Annotated in this window: 14 protein-coding genes; 5 read left to right on the forward strand and 9 right to left on the reverse strand. The window is 61.1% G+C overall.

Annotated features, from left to right (window positions below; genetic code table 11):
* Positions 1-433: 433 nt before the first annotated feature.
* Both WC811_RS00310 and WC811_RS00315 read right to left on the reverse strand, forming a co-directional pair.
* Positions 434-3,802: an ATP-binding protein gene (locus tag WC811_RS00310; RefSeq protein ID WP_372639701.1), complete on the reverse strand. Its 3,369-nt coding sequence runs from the start codon at positions 3,800-3,802 to the stop codon at positions 434-436.
* 17 nt (positions 3,803-3,819) lie between these two features.
* Positions 3,820-4,983 carry a hypothetical protein gene (locus WC811_RS00315; RefSeq protein ID WP_372639703.1) on the reverse strand — a complete coding sequence of 388 codons (1,164 nt, stop codon included), beginning with the start codon at positions 4,981-4,983 and terminating at the stop codon, positions 3,820-3,822.
* 318 nt (positions 4,984-5,301) lie between these two features.
* Between WC811_RS00315 and WC811_RS00320 the strand changes: the two genes are divergently transcribed.
* Positions 5,302-6,006 (forward strand): CAP domain-containing protein, encoded by a 705-nt coding sequence (locus WC811_RS00320; RefSeq protein WP_372639706.1) that lies wholly within the window; start codon positions 5,302-5,304, stop codon positions 6,004-6,006.
* A 77-nt stretch (positions 6,007-6,083) separates the two neighbouring features.
* Here the strand turns inward: WC811_RS00320 and WC811_RS00325 are convergent, their stop codons facing one another.
* Complete coding sequence (locus tag WC811_RS00325) at positions 6,084-6,329, reverse strand: hypothetical protein (protein WP_372639708.1); 246 nt, start codon at positions 6,327-6,329, stop codon at positions 6,084-6,086.
* A gap of 166 nt (positions 6,330-6,495) precedes the next feature.
* Between WC811_RS00325 and WC811_RS00330 the strand changes: the two genes are divergently transcribed.
* On the forward strand, positions 6,496-6,840 hold the full coding sequence (locus WC811_RS00330; RefSeq protein WP_372639710.1) for a hypothetical protein: 345 nt from the start codon (positions 6,496-6,498) through the stop codon (positions 6,838-6,840).
* 45 nt (positions 6,841-6,885) lie between these two features.
* Here WC811_RS00330 and WC811_RS00335 read toward each other — a convergent pair whose 3' ends face one another.
* Positions 6,886-7,977, reverse strand: a complete 1,092-nt coding sequence (locus WC811_RS00335; protein ID WP_372639712.1) for a D-alanyl-D-alanine carboxypeptidase family protein — start codon at positions 7,975-7,977, stop codon at positions 6,886-6,888.
* 338 nt (positions 7,978-8,315) lie between these two features.
* Here WC811_RS00335 and WC811_RS00340 point away from each other — a divergent pair, with 338 nt between their 5' ends.
* A complete protein-coding gene (locus WC811_RS00340; protein WP_372639714.1) occupies positions 8,316-10,325 on the forward strand; it encodes a DHA2 family efflux MFS transporter permease subunit in 2,010 nt (669 codons plus the stop codon).
* On the opposite strand, the gene WC811_RS00345 is transcribed toward WC811_RS00340, so the two are convergent.
* From WC811_RS00345 to WC811_RS00360, 4 genes are all read right to left on the reverse strand, one after another.
* Positions 10,297-11,172 (reverse strand): aldo/keto reductase, encoded by an 876-nt coding sequence (locus WC811_RS00345; protein WP_372639716.1) that lies wholly within the window; start codon positions 11,170-11,172, stop codon positions 10,297-10,299. The genes WC811_RS00340 and WC811_RS00345 overlap by 29 nt on opposite strands.
* Before the next feature lie 194 nt (positions 11,173-11,366).
* Positions 11,367-11,675 (reverse strand): hypothetical protein, encoded by a 309-nt coding sequence (locus tag WC811_RS00350; protein ID WP_372639718.1) that lies wholly within the window; start codon positions 11,673-11,675, stop codon positions 11,367-11,369.
* A 112-nt stretch (positions 11,676-11,787) separates the two neighbouring features.
* Positions 11,788-12,150: a lysozyme inhibitor LprI family protein gene (locus WC811_RS00355; RefSeq protein ID WP_372639721.1), complete on the reverse strand. Its 363-nt coding sequence runs from the start codon at positions 12,148-12,150 to the stop codon at positions 11,788-11,790.
* A 21-nt stretch (positions 12,151-12,171) separates the two neighbouring features.
* Positions 12,172-13,101: a hypothetical protein gene (locus WC811_RS00360; RefSeq protein WP_372639723.1), complete on the reverse strand. Its 930-nt coding sequence runs from the start codon at positions 13,099-13,101 to the stop codon at positions 12,172-12,174.
* Between the two features lie 400 nt (positions 13,102-13,501).
* On the opposite strand from WC811_RS00360, the gene fabF reads away from it, so the two are divergent.
* Entirely contained in the window at positions 13,502-14,773 is a 1,272-nt protein-coding gene (gene fabF, locus WC811_RS00365; RefSeq protein ID WP_372641714.1) for a beta-ketoacyl-ACP synthase II, read from the forward strand.
* Positions 14,774-14,799: 26 nt separating this feature from the next.
* Here the strand turns inward: fabF and WC811_RS00370 are convergent, their stop codons facing one another.
* Positions 14,800-15,642: a lytic transglycosylase domain-containing protein gene (locus WC811_RS00370; RefSeq protein WP_372639725.1), complete on the reverse strand. Its 843-nt coding sequence runs from the start codon at positions 15,640-15,642 to the stop codon at positions 14,800-14,802.
* 244 nt (positions 15,643-15,886) lie between these two features.
* Between WC811_RS00370 and WC811_RS00375 the strand changes: the two genes are divergently transcribed.
* Positions 15,887-16,084, forward strand: coding sequence for a hypothetical protein (locus tag WC811_RS00375; protein ID WP_372639727.1), 198 nt, complete (start codon positions 15,887-15,889; stop codon positions 16,082-16,084).
* Positions 16,085-16,093 lie beyond the last annotated feature (9 nt).

The raw sequence follows: 16,093 nt of genomic DNA on the forward strand, positions 1-16,093 counted from the left end.
GTTTCGCCACCATAACACTTACCCCGCACTGAACTCGTAAGTTCACTCCACTGTTACGCGCGGCCCTAAACGATGTATCGACCGGTTTGCCCCCTCGATCGCTACATCTCCTTTTCGCTGAAAGGAGCCGCCTCCAATCAGCGCCGCTGAGCATAAACCCCTACTTCTCAGCATCGTTAGAATACAACTATGCAAAAAAACTTGACAGGGGCTATCCGACTTTTGCAGGCGTCGACGTCGAAACGGGGTCACATCCATCCGGATGCTTAACCTATAGGTCAGCGAAGCCTCTTGTGACCGGCCTTGGTTCGAATTTCCGCAGTTATTTCATTACTTTATCTTGTCACCGTGCGGTCGCGCTCGCACTGGCGCCGGCAAGCTTCGGCCTCGCAACATCACAGAGTATGTCAAGTTTTGAAACGCGAATTGAAGATCAGCGCAGATCGAAGAGGCGCAGCTGCCGCTCGTCGGTGCCCCTCGTTTCGGCCGCCAGTTGCTCGATCCGATCGAACGGAACCTGCTCGGCGCCAATCAGCGAACGCTGTGCCTTCATCGGCCTGACAAGGCCTTCCTGGACAAGGTGGAACTCGCCGACCGTCTGTCCAGGCAGCGCCGTCGCCGGGTCGAGGCCCGATTCCGACTGGAACGCGGCTTTCAGTTTGCGCAGTGCCGTGTCTTCGCGAACGCGGCCGATGAACCAGCTCGTGATCTGATCGCGGCTCTTATAGTCGAGATCGCCCGGCGACTGGGTGGCGAGCATCATGCCGAGACCGGCGGAACGGGCGCGTTTCAACAAGCTCTGAAGCGGCTCGGCGGTCGCGGGCTTCGAGTTTGCCGGAATATAAAGGTCGGCTTCGTCGAACATGACGACGGCCTGGAGCTCGTCGTTCGGGTTGCGCTGGCAGAAGCGCAACGCTTCCGAGAGGAACTGCGAGACCCAGAACAGGATGTTTTCGTTGTCGCCGAGGAAGCCGGTGTAGATGACAGACAGGCGCGTGCGGTTCGGGCGCTGATAGCGGCCCAATCCAAGCAGGCTTTCCATGCGTAAGCTTTCGCCGCCACCTTCGAAAAGCGCGGCGTTGCGCAGGCGGAGCGAGTCGAGCTGGGCGACGAGATCGCGGCGTAGCTTGCCCGAGGGGTCCATGCGCTGGGTTTGATCGGTCAGTTCGGGATGTTCGTCTTCCAGAAGATGGATCAGATCGGCGAGCGTCACTTCGTTGGTCGAGAGCGAACCCAGAATGCGCAGCGCAACGGCGAGCACGCCCGACTGCTTCTGGTGGGTCGCCGAATTCTTGAGATGCAGCATTTCGCCGAGCGCGGCGGCGGACAAGTTGGCGAGCAACTGCTGCTCGTGATCGGGCAGCTCGTTAATGCCGTTCGGAAGCAGCGTGATCGAGATCGGGCGGCCAGACGCGCGGCCCGGCGTATAAACTGCGACGTCGATGGCGTCGGCGAGCTTTTCGCGCTCGGCGCGGCGCTCGGCCGTTTCGTTGTCGTTCGAGCGCCAGACTTCGGGGTTGGCATAGCTTGCGAGGTCGCCCTTGCGGTCGATCAGGACGGCGGGAACGCCGCGCAGAAGCAACTGCTCGATGAGCGACAGAGCGAGGGTCGTTTTACCGGAGCCCGAGCCACCGAGGAACGCGGCGTGGCGTTTCAGGACGCTCTTGTTGAGCGTCACGGGGCGGCCACGCATGCCATTTTCGCGGCCTGCAAGAATGCTTGCGCCGTAACTGCCGTTCTCGTCGAGAATGACGGACATCGGCAAGTCGTCGTCGTTGGCTGGCAGGCCGGACTCGTCGGCGTCGGGATTGCCGGCGTTTGCCTGTTCTGCGGAAAGCATGCCGAAGCCGTCGAGCGACGATTGCGGATCGTCCATTTCTTTCGCGACGAGACGCGGCACGGGACGCCCGAGCAGATCGAGGCGCAGCAGGTGCGTGATCGAGATGAGGCTCGACAGCGGCTTGGCGCCTCCGAGCCATTGCGTCATGCCGGCGTCGCCGCGGTGATGGGCGGTGAATTCGCGTACCGTCATCATGCGTTCCCACTCGGGGATCGGCACGAGCAACTGGCGGCCGCCGCCGTCGCGGAATTTGCGGAAGGCCTGCGCGGTCTGGTTCTTCTTGTTCGGCGGAAAGTCGCTGGCGCGCAACATGAAGCAGGGTTTGCCCTGCATCGCCGTCAACACCTTGTCGAGCTGGCGCTTCAGGCCGCCACCCTGGGTCGGGCGGTTGCAGAGAAAGACGCGCACGTCATTGGCGAAGCCGGTGCGGTGGCGAACCGTCAGGTCGAAAGCGGGGAGATCGTCGCCAAGTTCGAGGCGCTTCACCGTCACTTCGATCGCCTTGCCCCACTCGTCGCGGGCGAGCAGAAGCGCCGCCGAGAGAACGTCGACCAGTTCCTGATCATCGGCAGGCATTTCGGCTTCGCTCTCGTTGGCGAAGCGTTCCCACATCTCGCGGAACTGGACGGCAGATAGCGAGCCCGGCGCTTCGTCATCGCCGCCGCCGAAGCCGATGGCTTGGCCGAGAGCTTGCGCGAGCGTCGAGATGAAGGACGGGCGCTCGGGTTCCGGCTCGCGCTCGTCGCCTTCGGTCGAGGTTGCTTCGCGAAGGCGCGACTGCGCGTGCTCCAAGAGGCGGCGCGTCGAGAGGCCGCCGAACTCTTCGAAGAATTGCGGGCCGAAGAATTGCGACGCGTCCGGGAAGCTCATGCCGTCGCCATTGATTTCGGACTGATAGGCGATGCGTTTTGAAATGATGAGGCGGGCTTCTTCCGGCGTCCGGCTTTCGCGAAGCAGAACGGGGCCGGATTTTTCGATGCGGTCGATATACGACTGCGCGACGAGGCTGCGCACCTGACCATAAAAGTCTTCGAGGCACGAGATGATGATGATCGCGTTCGTCAGCCGATTGGCGATCTGGATGAGATCGCGAACGGCACGCTGAAAGCGATCCTCGGCGTTGTCGAAGAAGCGAAGATCCTCGACTTGGTCGATACAAAACACGAGCGCGGCGCGTTCGACAGTCCAGACGAGCGCGCCGATGGCCGCGATGATTTCGAAGGCGCGATCTTCGCCATCGTTGGGATCAAGTGCGCTGACGGCCTCGTGCGCGATCGGCGTTAAATTGCGGCCGTTGAGATACTGGCGGACGCGCTGATCGATGCGTGGATCGCGGCGCTGCAAATAGAGAAGCGCGCGCACGATGTTGATGTCGAGTTCCTGCGTTTGGAACTTGTCGCAGGCGACGATCTGGTCGGCGAGACGCAGGATGAGACGCGCCAACTGCTTATCGTCGAGCGTCGCGTCGCGGAGCTTGTCGAGGTCTTCGGAGGAAATCACCTCGGAATCGAGCACCATCCGGTTGGTCAGTCGCGACAGTGCGGACTCGCCGAAGCGATCCGGATCATAGGGCTTTTCCAGCGAGTGGACGAGGCGGCGCAAATAGAAGTCGGCATAGTTCTGCACGTCCGGCGTCATCTGCGCGTAGCCGAAATAGCTTTGGCCGCTACGATGGGAGTCGGTTCGCAGCGCGCGTAGAAGATGGGTTTTGCCGGCGCCAGACTGGCCGTGGAACAGCAGGATGCGATCCTGAACGTGATAGCCGCGGCCGGCGGTTACCGTGGTCAGAAGATCGTTGAATTTTTGGCGCGCCTTGGCGTGGATTTCCGGCACGTCGACGGGGTCGGCGCGCCACAGATCATCTTCCCAGGTGATCGAATGCTCGAACGCCTCGCTCAGCTTGTCGGGCGCGAGGGCGTGAGCAAACGTCGACTGTTTGAGGGACGAACCTTCAACACCCATTTCGAACCGAAACGCCTTCAATCTTGGACGCGCACAAAGTGCCAGACAGTATTTTTATAGAGGATCTTGGAATCCTCGAGCGACTTCAGATCGCGACCGTCCTTGAGATCAGCGGTCGCTAATTCCAGCCGCCCAGAACGATGGGCTTCCGCGAGCATTCCCTTGAACGCAATCTCGGATAAACCCCAGTCTGGCCGCGCGTTGCGAATCGCCTTCCATACCAAAGAGATAAACGCCTTCTGGTTGCCTGGCCAGCCCTCCGCGACAGGTCGTGCCGCTTCAACAACAGCCTGACAGAATTCCGGCATGTCTGGAGGAGAGACAACTTGTGGGAGAGTGCGTGGCTGGGTTTCGTCCAGCGGCAGACGGTCGTTGGCCGGTTTCGGCGTCGGCGCGCGAGGCACGCGTTTCGGGGGAGCGGCGCGTTGCGGACGCGACGGCTGCGTGCGCGCGCTTTCATCCTTCGGAACCAAAAGGCCGCGCAGGATCGCAAGTTCGAGTGCGGGGGCGGTGCCTTCGCGGGCGCCGGTGACTTCACATGCGAGCTGGATGATAAGCTTGCCGTCGCTCGCGATTTCCCGCGGCGACCTGAAAAGCTGACCGGCCAGGAGTCGACCCGCTTTTGCGGGCAGTCCCGAGCCTTTGCCTAAGCCGGTCTTGATCTTATTTCCGAAGGCGCGTTCGAGGGCGATGATCGCGAGATCGGACCGCAGGTCGGCGGGTGATAGAACGCGCGCGGTCATCTTGCCGAAATGATGCTGTACCACGAGGGCCGCTAGGCCTTCCGGCCGTCCGATGGCCTTTCGGATCGATGGCGTGTCGCTGGCGGCAAGAGCCGAGAGGAGAAGCGAGATCTTTGCGTCGCTCCATGTGGTTGGGAACACTCGCGACGCTGCAAAGCTCGTCTCTGCAACTTGGCGGCCCTTGTCGGTGATGGTCAACCGGCCTTTCGATTCGGTCGTAAGCAATGCGCCTGCCAGCGTGCTCAAGGCCAACTCGGCCGAGCGGCGGAACTCCAACCCGGAGATCCGCGACGCCAGCAGGGGCGCAACGTCCCGTTGCAAATCGGCGCGCGTCGCGCCGCCGACTGCGGTACGCAGAAGCAAGAGGTCGCGGACCGTGAGGAACGGCGATGCCTGGCCCTCGGTCTTCAACTCGGAATGTTCGATGGCTGCACTCATCGAAAGTGTCTCCTGGCGCGAATCATTTGCGCTGTCGCGACAACTTTGATGATTGATCCGGCACTTCCAAGTGCCGCCGGACATTGACCCACAGCGTGCGGAGCAGGCCCAAATGTTTCCGGACGGACTTCGCGCCAGCCTTTCGCCGCGTGGCGGTCAAAATCGCGACACCTTGTTGGCGCGATCATTTGGGCGGGGCGGGGTCAGGGTTCGCGAGGGTTTCAGCGTCATGAGTGGCTCTCAGAGGTCGCGTCGGCACGCCATGAGTCGTGAGTCGCTTTTCGTTAGCGTTAACGCCCAGTTAACGGATTTCCGGCAATGCTGATGTCAGCCGCACGTCTCGTGCCGGGAGTTGCCAAAATGTATCGCGTTGCCCTCACCGTCGGGCTTGTCACCGCTTTAGCCGGTTGCAGCCTGGGTTCGACCTCTATCTCGTCGGGTTTTACGGAACCCGAGACGACCTCGTCGGTGTCGCCAGCTTCGTATTTGTCGACGCAGAAGAGCGTCGGTCTTGGTGGCGAGCCGTCTGCTTCGCGCGGGACACAGGTGGCGATGCTCGATAAGGCGCCGTCGGGGACGTATGAGAAAGCCGAACCGGGCGTACTCGACAATCGGGATTATTCGGGAACGTCGCTCAATGCCGAGATGGCGCGCGACGTTATCAATGCCTACCGGAAGAAGTTCGGCTTGAAGTCGTTAAAGCTCAATGTGGAGCTTACAGAAGCCGCAAAGTCGCATTCGCGCGATCTCGCGAAGTGGGATCGTATTTCGCACTACGGTTCGGACGGATCGAACCCGTGGGATCGGGTGAAGCGCACGGGCTATAAGGCGCGTCTCGCGGCGGAGAACGTCGGCACGGGGCAGATCAATTTCAACGAAGTGATGAAGGGGTGGGAAGAAAGCCCCGGTCACAACAAGAACCTGTTGACGCCGGACGCCACGAGCATGGGCATCGCGCTGGTTCAAGACCCGCACACCGAATTCAAATCATTCTGGACGCTCGTTCTCGCTGCGCCGATGTAGGTGAGTCTTGCGTTTGCGCCCACGACTCCCCTGCGGGGAGCTGGCGGCGAGCGCGGGCTTGTGCCGGGTGCGGCTCCTTAATGCGAGTTGGCGTCATCGATGCGCTCGCGTTCGCGGGTACGGACGAGTTCGGCAACGCCGGTCCATGCCCAAGACCGTCCAGCATCGCCTTTCTGGCCATGATAGAGCGCGAAGAATTCGGCGATCCCCGCTGCATGAATTCCGTGTTTGCTTTCGAGAACCTCGGCCATGGCGCCCAAATCCTGGGGCGGTGGCGTGAAGTCCAATTCGGTGTCCAAAGGCGCGCGGGACGGCCAAGCCATCGTGAAGTCCTACTCAAGGCTCAATTGCAGTTGACGACCTTTGCAAAAGCAAGTTTGGAGCCAAGATGCGCCCGGACGCTTCCCGAAGGTCGTAAAGTTTGGTTAAATTGAACGACTTTCGGTTGGCTTCGGCCAGTGCATGGCGAAAAGCTAGGGCGGAAACGGAATGAACAGGGTTGCCCAAGCGTCGGCGCTGGTCGCGGCGGCGGTTGCAGTTTTCGCGTTGGCCGGTCAAGCGGCGGCACAAGAGTGTCCTGTTTTACTCGGTTGTGCCGGAATGGAACTCGCGCAAAGTGCGGCGCCGGACGATAGCGCTCCCGACGCGAATTCAGGAGCACCGCCCTCCGATGCCACGCCTGACGATGGGTCGGCCGACGACAACGCGCAAGCGCCGGGCGACGATGGCGCCGGTAACGATGATGGGGCGAATTCCGATCAGGCATCGCCGCCCGATACGGCGCAACCGCCGGGATGCATTTTTCAAGACGGACCGCTGGAACTGCTCGTCTAAGGGCGATGGCCGAGCCGATGCCGATCGTGATGCCGTGAGAGTTCGCTAATCAGCCGTTGCCTGCGACGCCGCTTTCGGTGGAGCTGCGGCATCATCCGGCACGCCGCCGTCGGTTTCGGGCCCCTTTAGCGCGGCGCTCGCGTCGTCAGGTGCGCTCGCATCTTTCTTGGCGCTCTTTTGCTTCGACGCAGCGATCTTGTGTTTGGACCTGTGCTTGCCGCCGGCCATATGACGGCGATGGCCGCCGCAACCCCATGCTGCGACGGTATCGCGGACAGACAACACCGTCTTGAAATTGGGATCCATCGGCTGGTTGTCGATCGTCGTCGTGTTGAAGATCTGTTTCCAGTCATAGTTCTGGAAGCCGTACTCCAACAGGCTCGCGGCGCGAATGGCGCGCTCGTTGCCGGAGGATTCGCCGAGGATGACGGCCATCAGCCGGTGATCGTCGCGCGTGGCGGCGGCAACGACGTTGTATCCCGAATCGCAGGTGAAGCCAGTCTTCAAGCCGTCGGCGCCCGGAAAGGTTTTCAGCAGCGCGTTATGGCTGCCGAGCCTGCGTTTGCCGATGTGCATGGCGGGCATCGCCCAGTAGCTCGCGTATTGAGGATATTCAGTGGTAACGGCACGCGCGATCTTGGCGATGTCGCGTGCACTCGTCAGCTGTTCGGGGTCGGGCAAGCCGTTGGTGTTGACGAAACTGGTGTGGGTCATGCCGAGGCGCTTCGCCGTCTCGTTCATGCGGGTGATGAAAGCCGCCTCACTTCCCGAAATCGCTTCGGCCAGCATCACGGTGACATCGTTGGCAGATTTGATGATGACGGCCTGCAGCGCCTGCTGCACAGTCAAGGTCTGTCCGACCTTCAGACCCACCTTACTCGGCGGCTGAAGCGTCGCGACCAGCGAGCAGGGAATTTTATCGTCGAGGTGGATCTCACCCTTTTTGATCGCTTCGAACGCGACGTAGGCCGTCATCAGTTTCGTCAGCGACGCAGGATGCCAAATATCGTCGATGTCTTCGGCGTAAAGGACTTTCCCCGTTGCAGGCTCGAACAGCAGCGTTGGGCCAGCCACGGCAGGTGAAGCCGCCAGCCACATCAGCACTGCTGCAACGATGCCCGTCGTCAGTGAGCGCATTCGGTCCTCAATATTTCTCAGAGTTCGGCTACCATATTCGCGACGATGGGCCAACCGGACGCCGGCTGGCGCAGACCATATGGCAAGTTGTGTTGCTTATGCGGCGCTACTTTACGAAAAGCTTGCCGGATGATCGAGATTCAGCAATCGACATAGCGGCTTTCTATTCTGCGTCTCGCCCAGATACCAGCGCGATGTCGGCTGGTTGCGCATCTCGGCGGCCGAGACCATCGCGATTTTCAGTTGACCGTGAGGCGTGTTGACACGCCGGGTTCCCAACGATCTCTGTGCGTTATCGAAAGACGCACAGAAAAATGCGAGGTCGGCGTTTCCGCAGCATGGCAAATTCTAGTCTCGAACAAAAGTCTCAACCGGAAACCAGTTCGCGCGAGCGCATCGCGATTTTTTCGGCCCTTGCACTGGTGCTCCTGCTCGCCTCTCTCGACCAGACGATCGTTTCGACCGCGCTTCCGACGATCGTGCGCGATATTGGCGGTCTGTCGCATCTCTCGTGGATCGTCACCGCGTATCTGCTCGCAACGACGGTCGTCGTGCCCCTTTACGGCAAGCTCGGCGATCTCTTCGGGCGGCGCATCGTGCTGCAGGTGGCGGTGATTATCTTTCTCGTTGGTTCGGCGCTGTGTGGGATGGCGCAGAATCTTCCCGAGCTTATTGCATTTCGCATTTTGCAGGGCCTCGGTGGCGGCGGCTTGATCGTCACGGCGATGGCGGTCATCGGTGATGTCGTGCCGCCGCGCGAACGTGGACGATACCAAGGGTTTTTCGGCGGCGTGTTCGGGCTTTCGACTGTGCTCGGTCCGTTGATCGGCGGCTTCATCGTCGGCAATGCGTCGTGGCGCTGGATCTTCCTGATCAACCTTCCGTTCGGAATTCTGGCGCTGGCCGTCATCAACAGGACATTCCGGCCAATCCGGCACCGCTCGAATATTCAGATCGATTATCCGGGCGCCATCCTGCTGGCTCTGACGCTGACGTCGATCGTGATCATAACGAGCCTCGGCGCGACACTCGTGTCGGAAGCGCCGGTCAGCCTTTTCGCCTTCGCGCTGCTCGGTGTCGTGTCGTTGGCGTCGTTTATTTATATCGAGACCAGGGTCGCGGATCCGCTGCTGCCGCTGACGCTTTTCACAAACCGCGCATTCATCATTGCGGCCGCGATCGGTTTCATCGTCGGTCTCGCGCTTTTCGGATCGATCACGCTGCTGCCGCTCTATCTGCAAATCGTGAAAGGCCTCGATCCGACGAGTGCAGGCCTGCATTTGACGCCGATGATGCTCGGCGTCTTCGTTAGCTCGATCGCGAGCGGGCAGATCATCAGCCGGATCGGGCGCTACAAGATGTTTCCCGTCATCGGAACCGGCTTGATGACGGTCGCGCTGATCCTGCTCTCGTCGATCACGGTGGATACGCCGGCGTCGACGGCTTCGATTTACATGGTGCTGCTCGGGCTCGGCCTCGGCATGGTCATGCAGATCCTGGTGATGGCGGTGCAGAACGCAGTCGCCTATGAGCAACTCGGCGTCGCGACATCGGGCACGACGTTGTTCCGGTCGATCGGCGGTTCGATCGGCGCGGCGCTGTTCGGCGCGATTTTCGCATATACGCTGAGCGAAAAGATCAGGGCGACGGCGCCGGAACTCGGCGATACCATGAGCGATCCGGCCGCAATTTCTGCGCTCTCGGGCGCATTGAAGTCGACCTACAACGATCTTTTCATGTCGTCCCTGCGGCCCGTTTTTCGAACGGCGGCAGCGGCGGCGTTCGTCGCGTTTCTGCTGTCCTTCTTGATCAAGGAAGTGCCGCTCAGGACGACGCTGACAACCGAGCCGTCAAACGATCCGCTGCAGATGCCGCGCGATGCGACGTCCCTTGCGGAGCTGGAGGTGATCGTGTCGCGGATCACGGCGAAAGAAAATCGCTGGCGCGTTTACGAACAAGCGGCGAAGCGGCTCGGGGTCGATCTTCAGCCGGACGAGTTCTGGCTACTCGCGCGCATCGGCGAGATCGGCGGACGGGCGAGCAAGGATGAGCTGCGCCAGAGACTTGGGCCGAAAGAAACGCGCCAGCCGAGGCCCTTTGGACGGCTCGAAGCCGCAGGCATGGTTCGGGAGCTGCCGGGCGGCTTCGCGGAACTCACCGAGAGCGGGCAAGCGCTTTATGCGCGCCTGCTTCGCCAACGCGAAGAGAACCTCGCGCACATGCTCGCCGACTGGGACCGCAACGAGCATCCGGACGTCAGAGCTTTGATGAAAGAGCTGGCGCAATCGTTCGCCAGCTCTCCGCCAGTCAAACCGGCCGTTACGCCTTCGGCTTTGACAGATCACTGAGTTCCGCGAATTCCTTGTCGCTCAGCTTAATGTTTGAACCGGCGACGTTCTCTTCGAGATGCTTGACCTTCGAGGTGCCGGGGATCGGCAGAATGACTGGGCTGCGCTTCAAAAGCCAGGCAAGCGCGATCTGACTCGGGACAGCCTCGTGACTTTTCGCAATTGTCTCAAGACGCGAGCCAGGCTTGGCAAGGTCGCCGGCTGCCAGAGGGAACCACGGAATGAAGCCGATACCGTGCTTGTCGCAGAAGTCGAGGACGTCCTCGCTCGAACGGTCGGCGAGGTTATAGAGGTTCTGGACGGACGCGACTTTGAAGTATTTCTGAGCGGCTTCGATTTCATTCACGCTCACCTGACTTAGTCCGATGTGGCGGATCAAGCCGTCGGACTGCATGGACTTGATCGCATCGAACTGCTCGTTTTGCGGAACCTTCGGATCGATGCGGTGGAGCTGCCAGAGGTCGAGGCGTTCGACGCCGAGACGACGGATGCTCATAAGCACTTCCTGGCGCAGGTATTCGGGCCGGCCGAGCGGGATCCAGACGTTCGGGCCGGTGCGGGCGAGGCCTGCCTTCGTCGCGATGGTCATGCCTTTGTAGGGATGGAGCGCTTCGTGGATCAGGCGCTCGCTGACCTCGGGGCCGTAGCTGTCGGCGGTATCGATGAAGTTGATGTCGAGTTCGGGAAGCTTGCGGAGCGTGCGCAGCGATTCTTCTTTGTCGGCGGGTTCGCCCCAAATGCCGGAGCCCGTGATGCGCATCGCGCCGAAGCCGAGGCGATTGACCGGCATGTCGCCGCCAATTTTGAAGACGCCGGAATGATTTTTTACAGCGGTGGTCGTTGTCATGGCAGCCTGCCTTTTGATTTTACTCGGGGGTGCTGGAAACAGAACTATGCGCCGGGGGGGACCGGCGACGTGAGCGACGGGCTTTGATATACGAACGATAAGTCATTACGCCAATGCGTGAACGAAAGGTCGCGATAATCGGAGATATTGTCGGCATCGGAATGAGCCGATCACCGCGACGATCGTCATAACACTCAGCGTGTATCCCTCGGGCCTGGAAGCACTTCAGAACACGCTGTCTGGACGCGAATGTCGTCACCGATAAAGCGGCAGACCTCTTCCTTGCGGGAGGGGTTATTGCGGATCTCCCGGTCTGTCGCCTTGAAACCGTACTGTCGGGCCACCTGGGCAAGATAGTTATCGCGGCAATAGGGCGTCGAGATCGGTTGGCCTTGAACGATCTGGTAGTCTTCCTGGCACTCGATGGCACTGGCGCTGGACGCGGCAGCTATCAAGAACGAGCCGGTCAAAAAACAAAGCTGTGCGACATTGGACTTCGACATGAAGGTTCTCCAATTTGCGCACGTGCATGCGGGCACGCCGCAGGGGGAAAAGCGGGAACGCGGTGCCGCCGGTCACGTCCCAGAACCGATATGGGGATCTAATGCGAAATGCTCAATACGGTCCGCGAGACGCGATGCCGGCGACCACGGCATTGAGCGCGCGAATGCGCTGATCGTAGGCCTCCGTCAGGCAGCCGACGTTCTTGCCACAGGCGTCACGCGTGGCGAGCCATTTGCGTTGTGCGTCCTGGATGTCGCCGCGCTGACCCATCGCGACCAGGGATGTTGCGACTGAAAACAGCGTCGCTACGCGGGCTTCGCTCTGACCGAGCGCATAAGAACCGCAGATGGCCTGTTCGGTGGGAGAGCTTGCCTTGTTGCAGTTTAGGGGCGCGTAGTCGCCGGCTTCTGCCGCACCCGAGGCGAACGCAAGAGCTATCGCCGTCACCATCAAGATTGTGGCGACCCTTGGCATCTTCTTCTCCCTTGGGATCAGCTAGAACATCGACGAGATCGAGCGCTGCAAAGTATCGAAGCTTTTGCTCACGCTGGTCTCGATGTCATCATATTTGGCAGGCCGCCGCTTTGCTGTCTTTGTCTTTTTCGGCTTTTCCGCTGCTGCCGGACTCGGTTCGGCGTCACGCGGTGATGCGATCGGCGTGGGATCCGCCTGCTGAGCGGCGGGAAGCGGTTTGCCACCCTCGAAGTGAATGGCGGGCGAAGTCTGCGAAGCTGGCTCAGAGGCTGCCGGGGAGATATCGTTGCTCGCCGTTATCTCGGCGGACTTCGGCTGCGCTGCTGCTTCGGGCTCAGCCATCCGATCAGCGGATGCGGCGTCTTTCGCTGGCACCAGCATCCCAGCAGGCGCCCAGGCGCGGCCGAGCAACGTCGGCGCGGAGTTGTCCTGTTGAGGCGCCACGGGCGCAGACTGTTCCAATGCGCCGGTCTCGATGATGCGCCCGAGCGTGCATTTCGCCATGTCGTTGGATTCGACCAATGCCACCAGCGCTTCGTCAGGGGCATTGACCGGCAGTTCGGCGTTCACGCTTTTGACGAAGCCGCGCATGGCGTCTTTCGATGCGTCGCTCCAGATGCCGTTGATCGGGCCATTATAGCATTCGGCGCGGGCCAGAGCTTTCTGAAGCTGGCGGATGCGCGAACCGCGAGCGGGCGCGGATGCAGAAACTTCGAGCGGCGCGGTCTGCGATGTCAAGGCAACGCGTATGACGTTCGAAGCCGATGATGCCGTGGATTGGGCCCTCATCACGGGCCGGATTGAAACTGCGTCGGCTTCGGCCGGAGCGGACACGCTGTCAGGTGCGGTCGCGAGGTAAAGGGCAAAGCCCACCCCCGCCGTCATCGCGAGGAGGAAGAAGCCTCCGAGAGCCGTGAAAAGGCTCGCCAGGATTGTCCGAACGCTACCCACAGGTACAATACTCTGATTACAAGACAAACGCCGCGACAGTGAACTTAAACCGCAACCGAGCAAAAAGGTCAGTTGCGAGCGATTGCGGAGATTTAATAGGCCTCGGCGGCCACGCCGCCTAGTGCCCCGGTGCCCGCGGCGGCGTAAAATTTGGCCGTTCAGCATCCCACGGCAGGAGGCGCTGCAAGCGTGCAACAGGGGCTTGACTGCGGCAAATCCTGGTGGCTCGTCCGTGCATGCCCCATTTGGAGACCGATGGCGTGGGGCAACACACAATCGCGCGCTTGTCATTTTAGATTACATATATCATCTGTCTGCGTGTTCGTCCGGAACTCGCGAAGGGCGGGATGACGGGCGTTTTGATCATCAATCGTGGAAGGGGCCCTTCGTGGCAGATCGCATGGTAAGCCCGCGCATTGTCGTGACTGGATTGGGAGTCGTTTCGCCGCTCGGCGCGACAGTTGATGCGACGTGGAAGCGTCTTATCGCCGGGCAATCCGGCATCCGCCGCCTCGATGACGCGATTGTACCCGACGTCGATTGCAAGATTGCTGGTGTTGTTCCCGATATCTCCGAAGACCCTGAAGGCTTCGATGTCGGGAAAGCCGTGCCGGTCAAAGACCGCCGAAAGATGGATCGCTTCATTCAATTCGCGATGGAAGCGTCGCGCGAAGCCTTGGCGCAGGCCGGATGGGCGCCTCAGGATGAACGATCGCGCGAGCGGACGGCAACGGTGATCGGATCTGGAATCGGCGGTTTCTTGACCATTACAGATGCGGTCCACACCGTCGATGCTCGGGGCGCGAAGAAGCTGTCGCCGTTCACGGTTCCGGCGTTTCTCGTCAATCTTGCCGCTGGAAACGTCTCCATCATGTTCGGGCTCAAGGGGCCGTTGGGCGCGCCGGTGACCGCATGCGCCGCAGGTGTGCAGGCGATCGGCGACGGCATGCGCATGATCCGCAGCGGCGAAGCGGACATCGCGCTGTGCGGCGGCGCGGAAGCGTGTATCAACAGGGTGGCTCTCGGCGCTTTCGCGGCGGCGCGGGCGCTTTCGACTGGCTTCAACGACGAACCGACGAAAGCGTCGCGCCCGTTCGATGCGGCGCGCGACGGCTTCGTGATGGGCGAAGGCGCGGGCATGCTCGTGATCGAAACGGAAGAGCATGCGCTGGCGCGCGGGGCGACGCCGCTCGCCGAACTTGTGGGCTATGGAACGAGCGCCGACGCGTATCATTTGACGTCAGGCCCGCCGGATGGAAACGGAGCGCTTCGTGCCATGCGGACGGCTCTTTCGATGGCCGACATTACGCCGGATGCGATCGGCTATCTCAACGCACACGCGACATCGACGCAGGTGGGCGATGGCGGCGAGCTGGCGGCCATGCGGACGTTCTTCGGGAACGGCCGAAGCGCTGCGATTTCCTCGACGAAGTCCGCGACTGGCCATCTTCTCGGTGCGGCCGGCGGCCTTGAGGCTGTCTTCTCCGTCCTGGCGCTGCGGGAAGGCGTGTTGCCGCCGACGCTCAACCTGACGAATCCGGACCCGGAGGCGGAAGGTCTGGATTTGATCGGTCCGGAGGCGCGCACAAGCGAGGTCGAATATGTGCTTTCAAACGGCTTCGGCTTCGGCGGCGTCAACGCCTCTGTCATCTTCCGGCGCTGGGCGGCCTGAGTCTGCCCAAATTTGCGCGGCGTGCTTCAGTGGCCCGCGAGCTGGTCGGCCATAGCGGCGATCGTGCGGTCGTAGACGTCGGCCTTGTTCCATTCGGCAATGACGCCGTAATTGGCCGATCCCGGTTGCCAGCCGTCGCCGCGCTTCCATCCGTGACCGGCGAGGAAGCTGGCCGTTGAAGCCAGAACGTCCGGGACGCTTTGGATCAGGTCCTTGCGGCCGTCGCCGTCGAAGTCGACCGCGAAGCGAATGTAGGGCGTCGGCAGGAATTGCGTCTGTCCGATTTCACCGGCCCATCCGCCCCGCAATTGGGCGGCGGTCATATCGCCTTCTTCGACAATTCTCAGTGCGTCCAGCAATTGGCCAGTGAAGAACTCTGTGCGGCGGCAGTCGTAGGCAAGGGTCGCGAGAGAGCGGATGACCGAATAGCGAGCGCCCAAGTTGGCGCCGTAGTTCGTTTCCAGGCCCCAGATCGCGACAATGACGGCGCCGGGCACACCGAAGCGTTGCTCGATGCGATTGAGAAGCGCGCTATGGCGCTGCATCAATGCGCGGCCGCGCCTGATCATCGTGCCGTTGACGCGACGGGCGTAGAATTGCTCGAAGCTCAGCTTGAACGAACGTTGCGAGCGATCCAGTCGGATGATGGTCGGGTCGTAAGAGACGCTGGACAGAGCCGACAAGACTGTGCCGGACCGGATGCCTTGAGCCGCCGCCTGGAGTCGGAACCGCTGGAGCCAGGCATTAAATCCTCCTGGTCCGTTGCCGCATTGGGCGAGGGCGCTTCCATCGGCGCCCGCAAAAAGGAGGCATGCCAGGATCGAGGCTCGGAGCTTGGCTTTGAAAGGTGCGGCGGGTACGGACGGCATGGGGCTTTTCCGAAAAATCGAGAGCAGATGGGGGTTTAGTCAGGAATGCCGGGGGGCATCGACCCTTACTGTCACAGTTTGCCTGTGCCGCCAAATGCGATCTCCATGCGCGAGAAAGTCGTTTGCCCGGGAAATGCGCTGCGGTGGTCTCTCGTCTTTCGCCGTGGAATGGCCGTCAGGATGGCTGTTCCGCCGGGAACAGCCGCAATCGAGCAGGTATGGCACCGTGCCAACCCTTACTGCGATGGCGGATTTCTTTGTGATGACGACAGATTTTTTTTCATTCGGCGACCTTGTTGGAACCCTCATCGGATTGGTCGTCGTTGGCGCACTTATTTTTGGTGTTTCAATGAGTGCGGACGATCAGTCCGGCCTTTCCAAGTTTCTGCGCCATAAGCAGAATAAGGCGGACGACCTGCCGACCACGCGGAAGCGACGCTGAGTTGGTGTG

It is taken from the genome of Hyphomicrobium sp. (genome assembly GCF_041659645.1).
Taxonomy (GTDB): Bacteria; Pseudomonadota; Alphaproteobacteria; order Rhizobiales; family Hyphomicrobiaceae; genus Hyphomicrobium_B.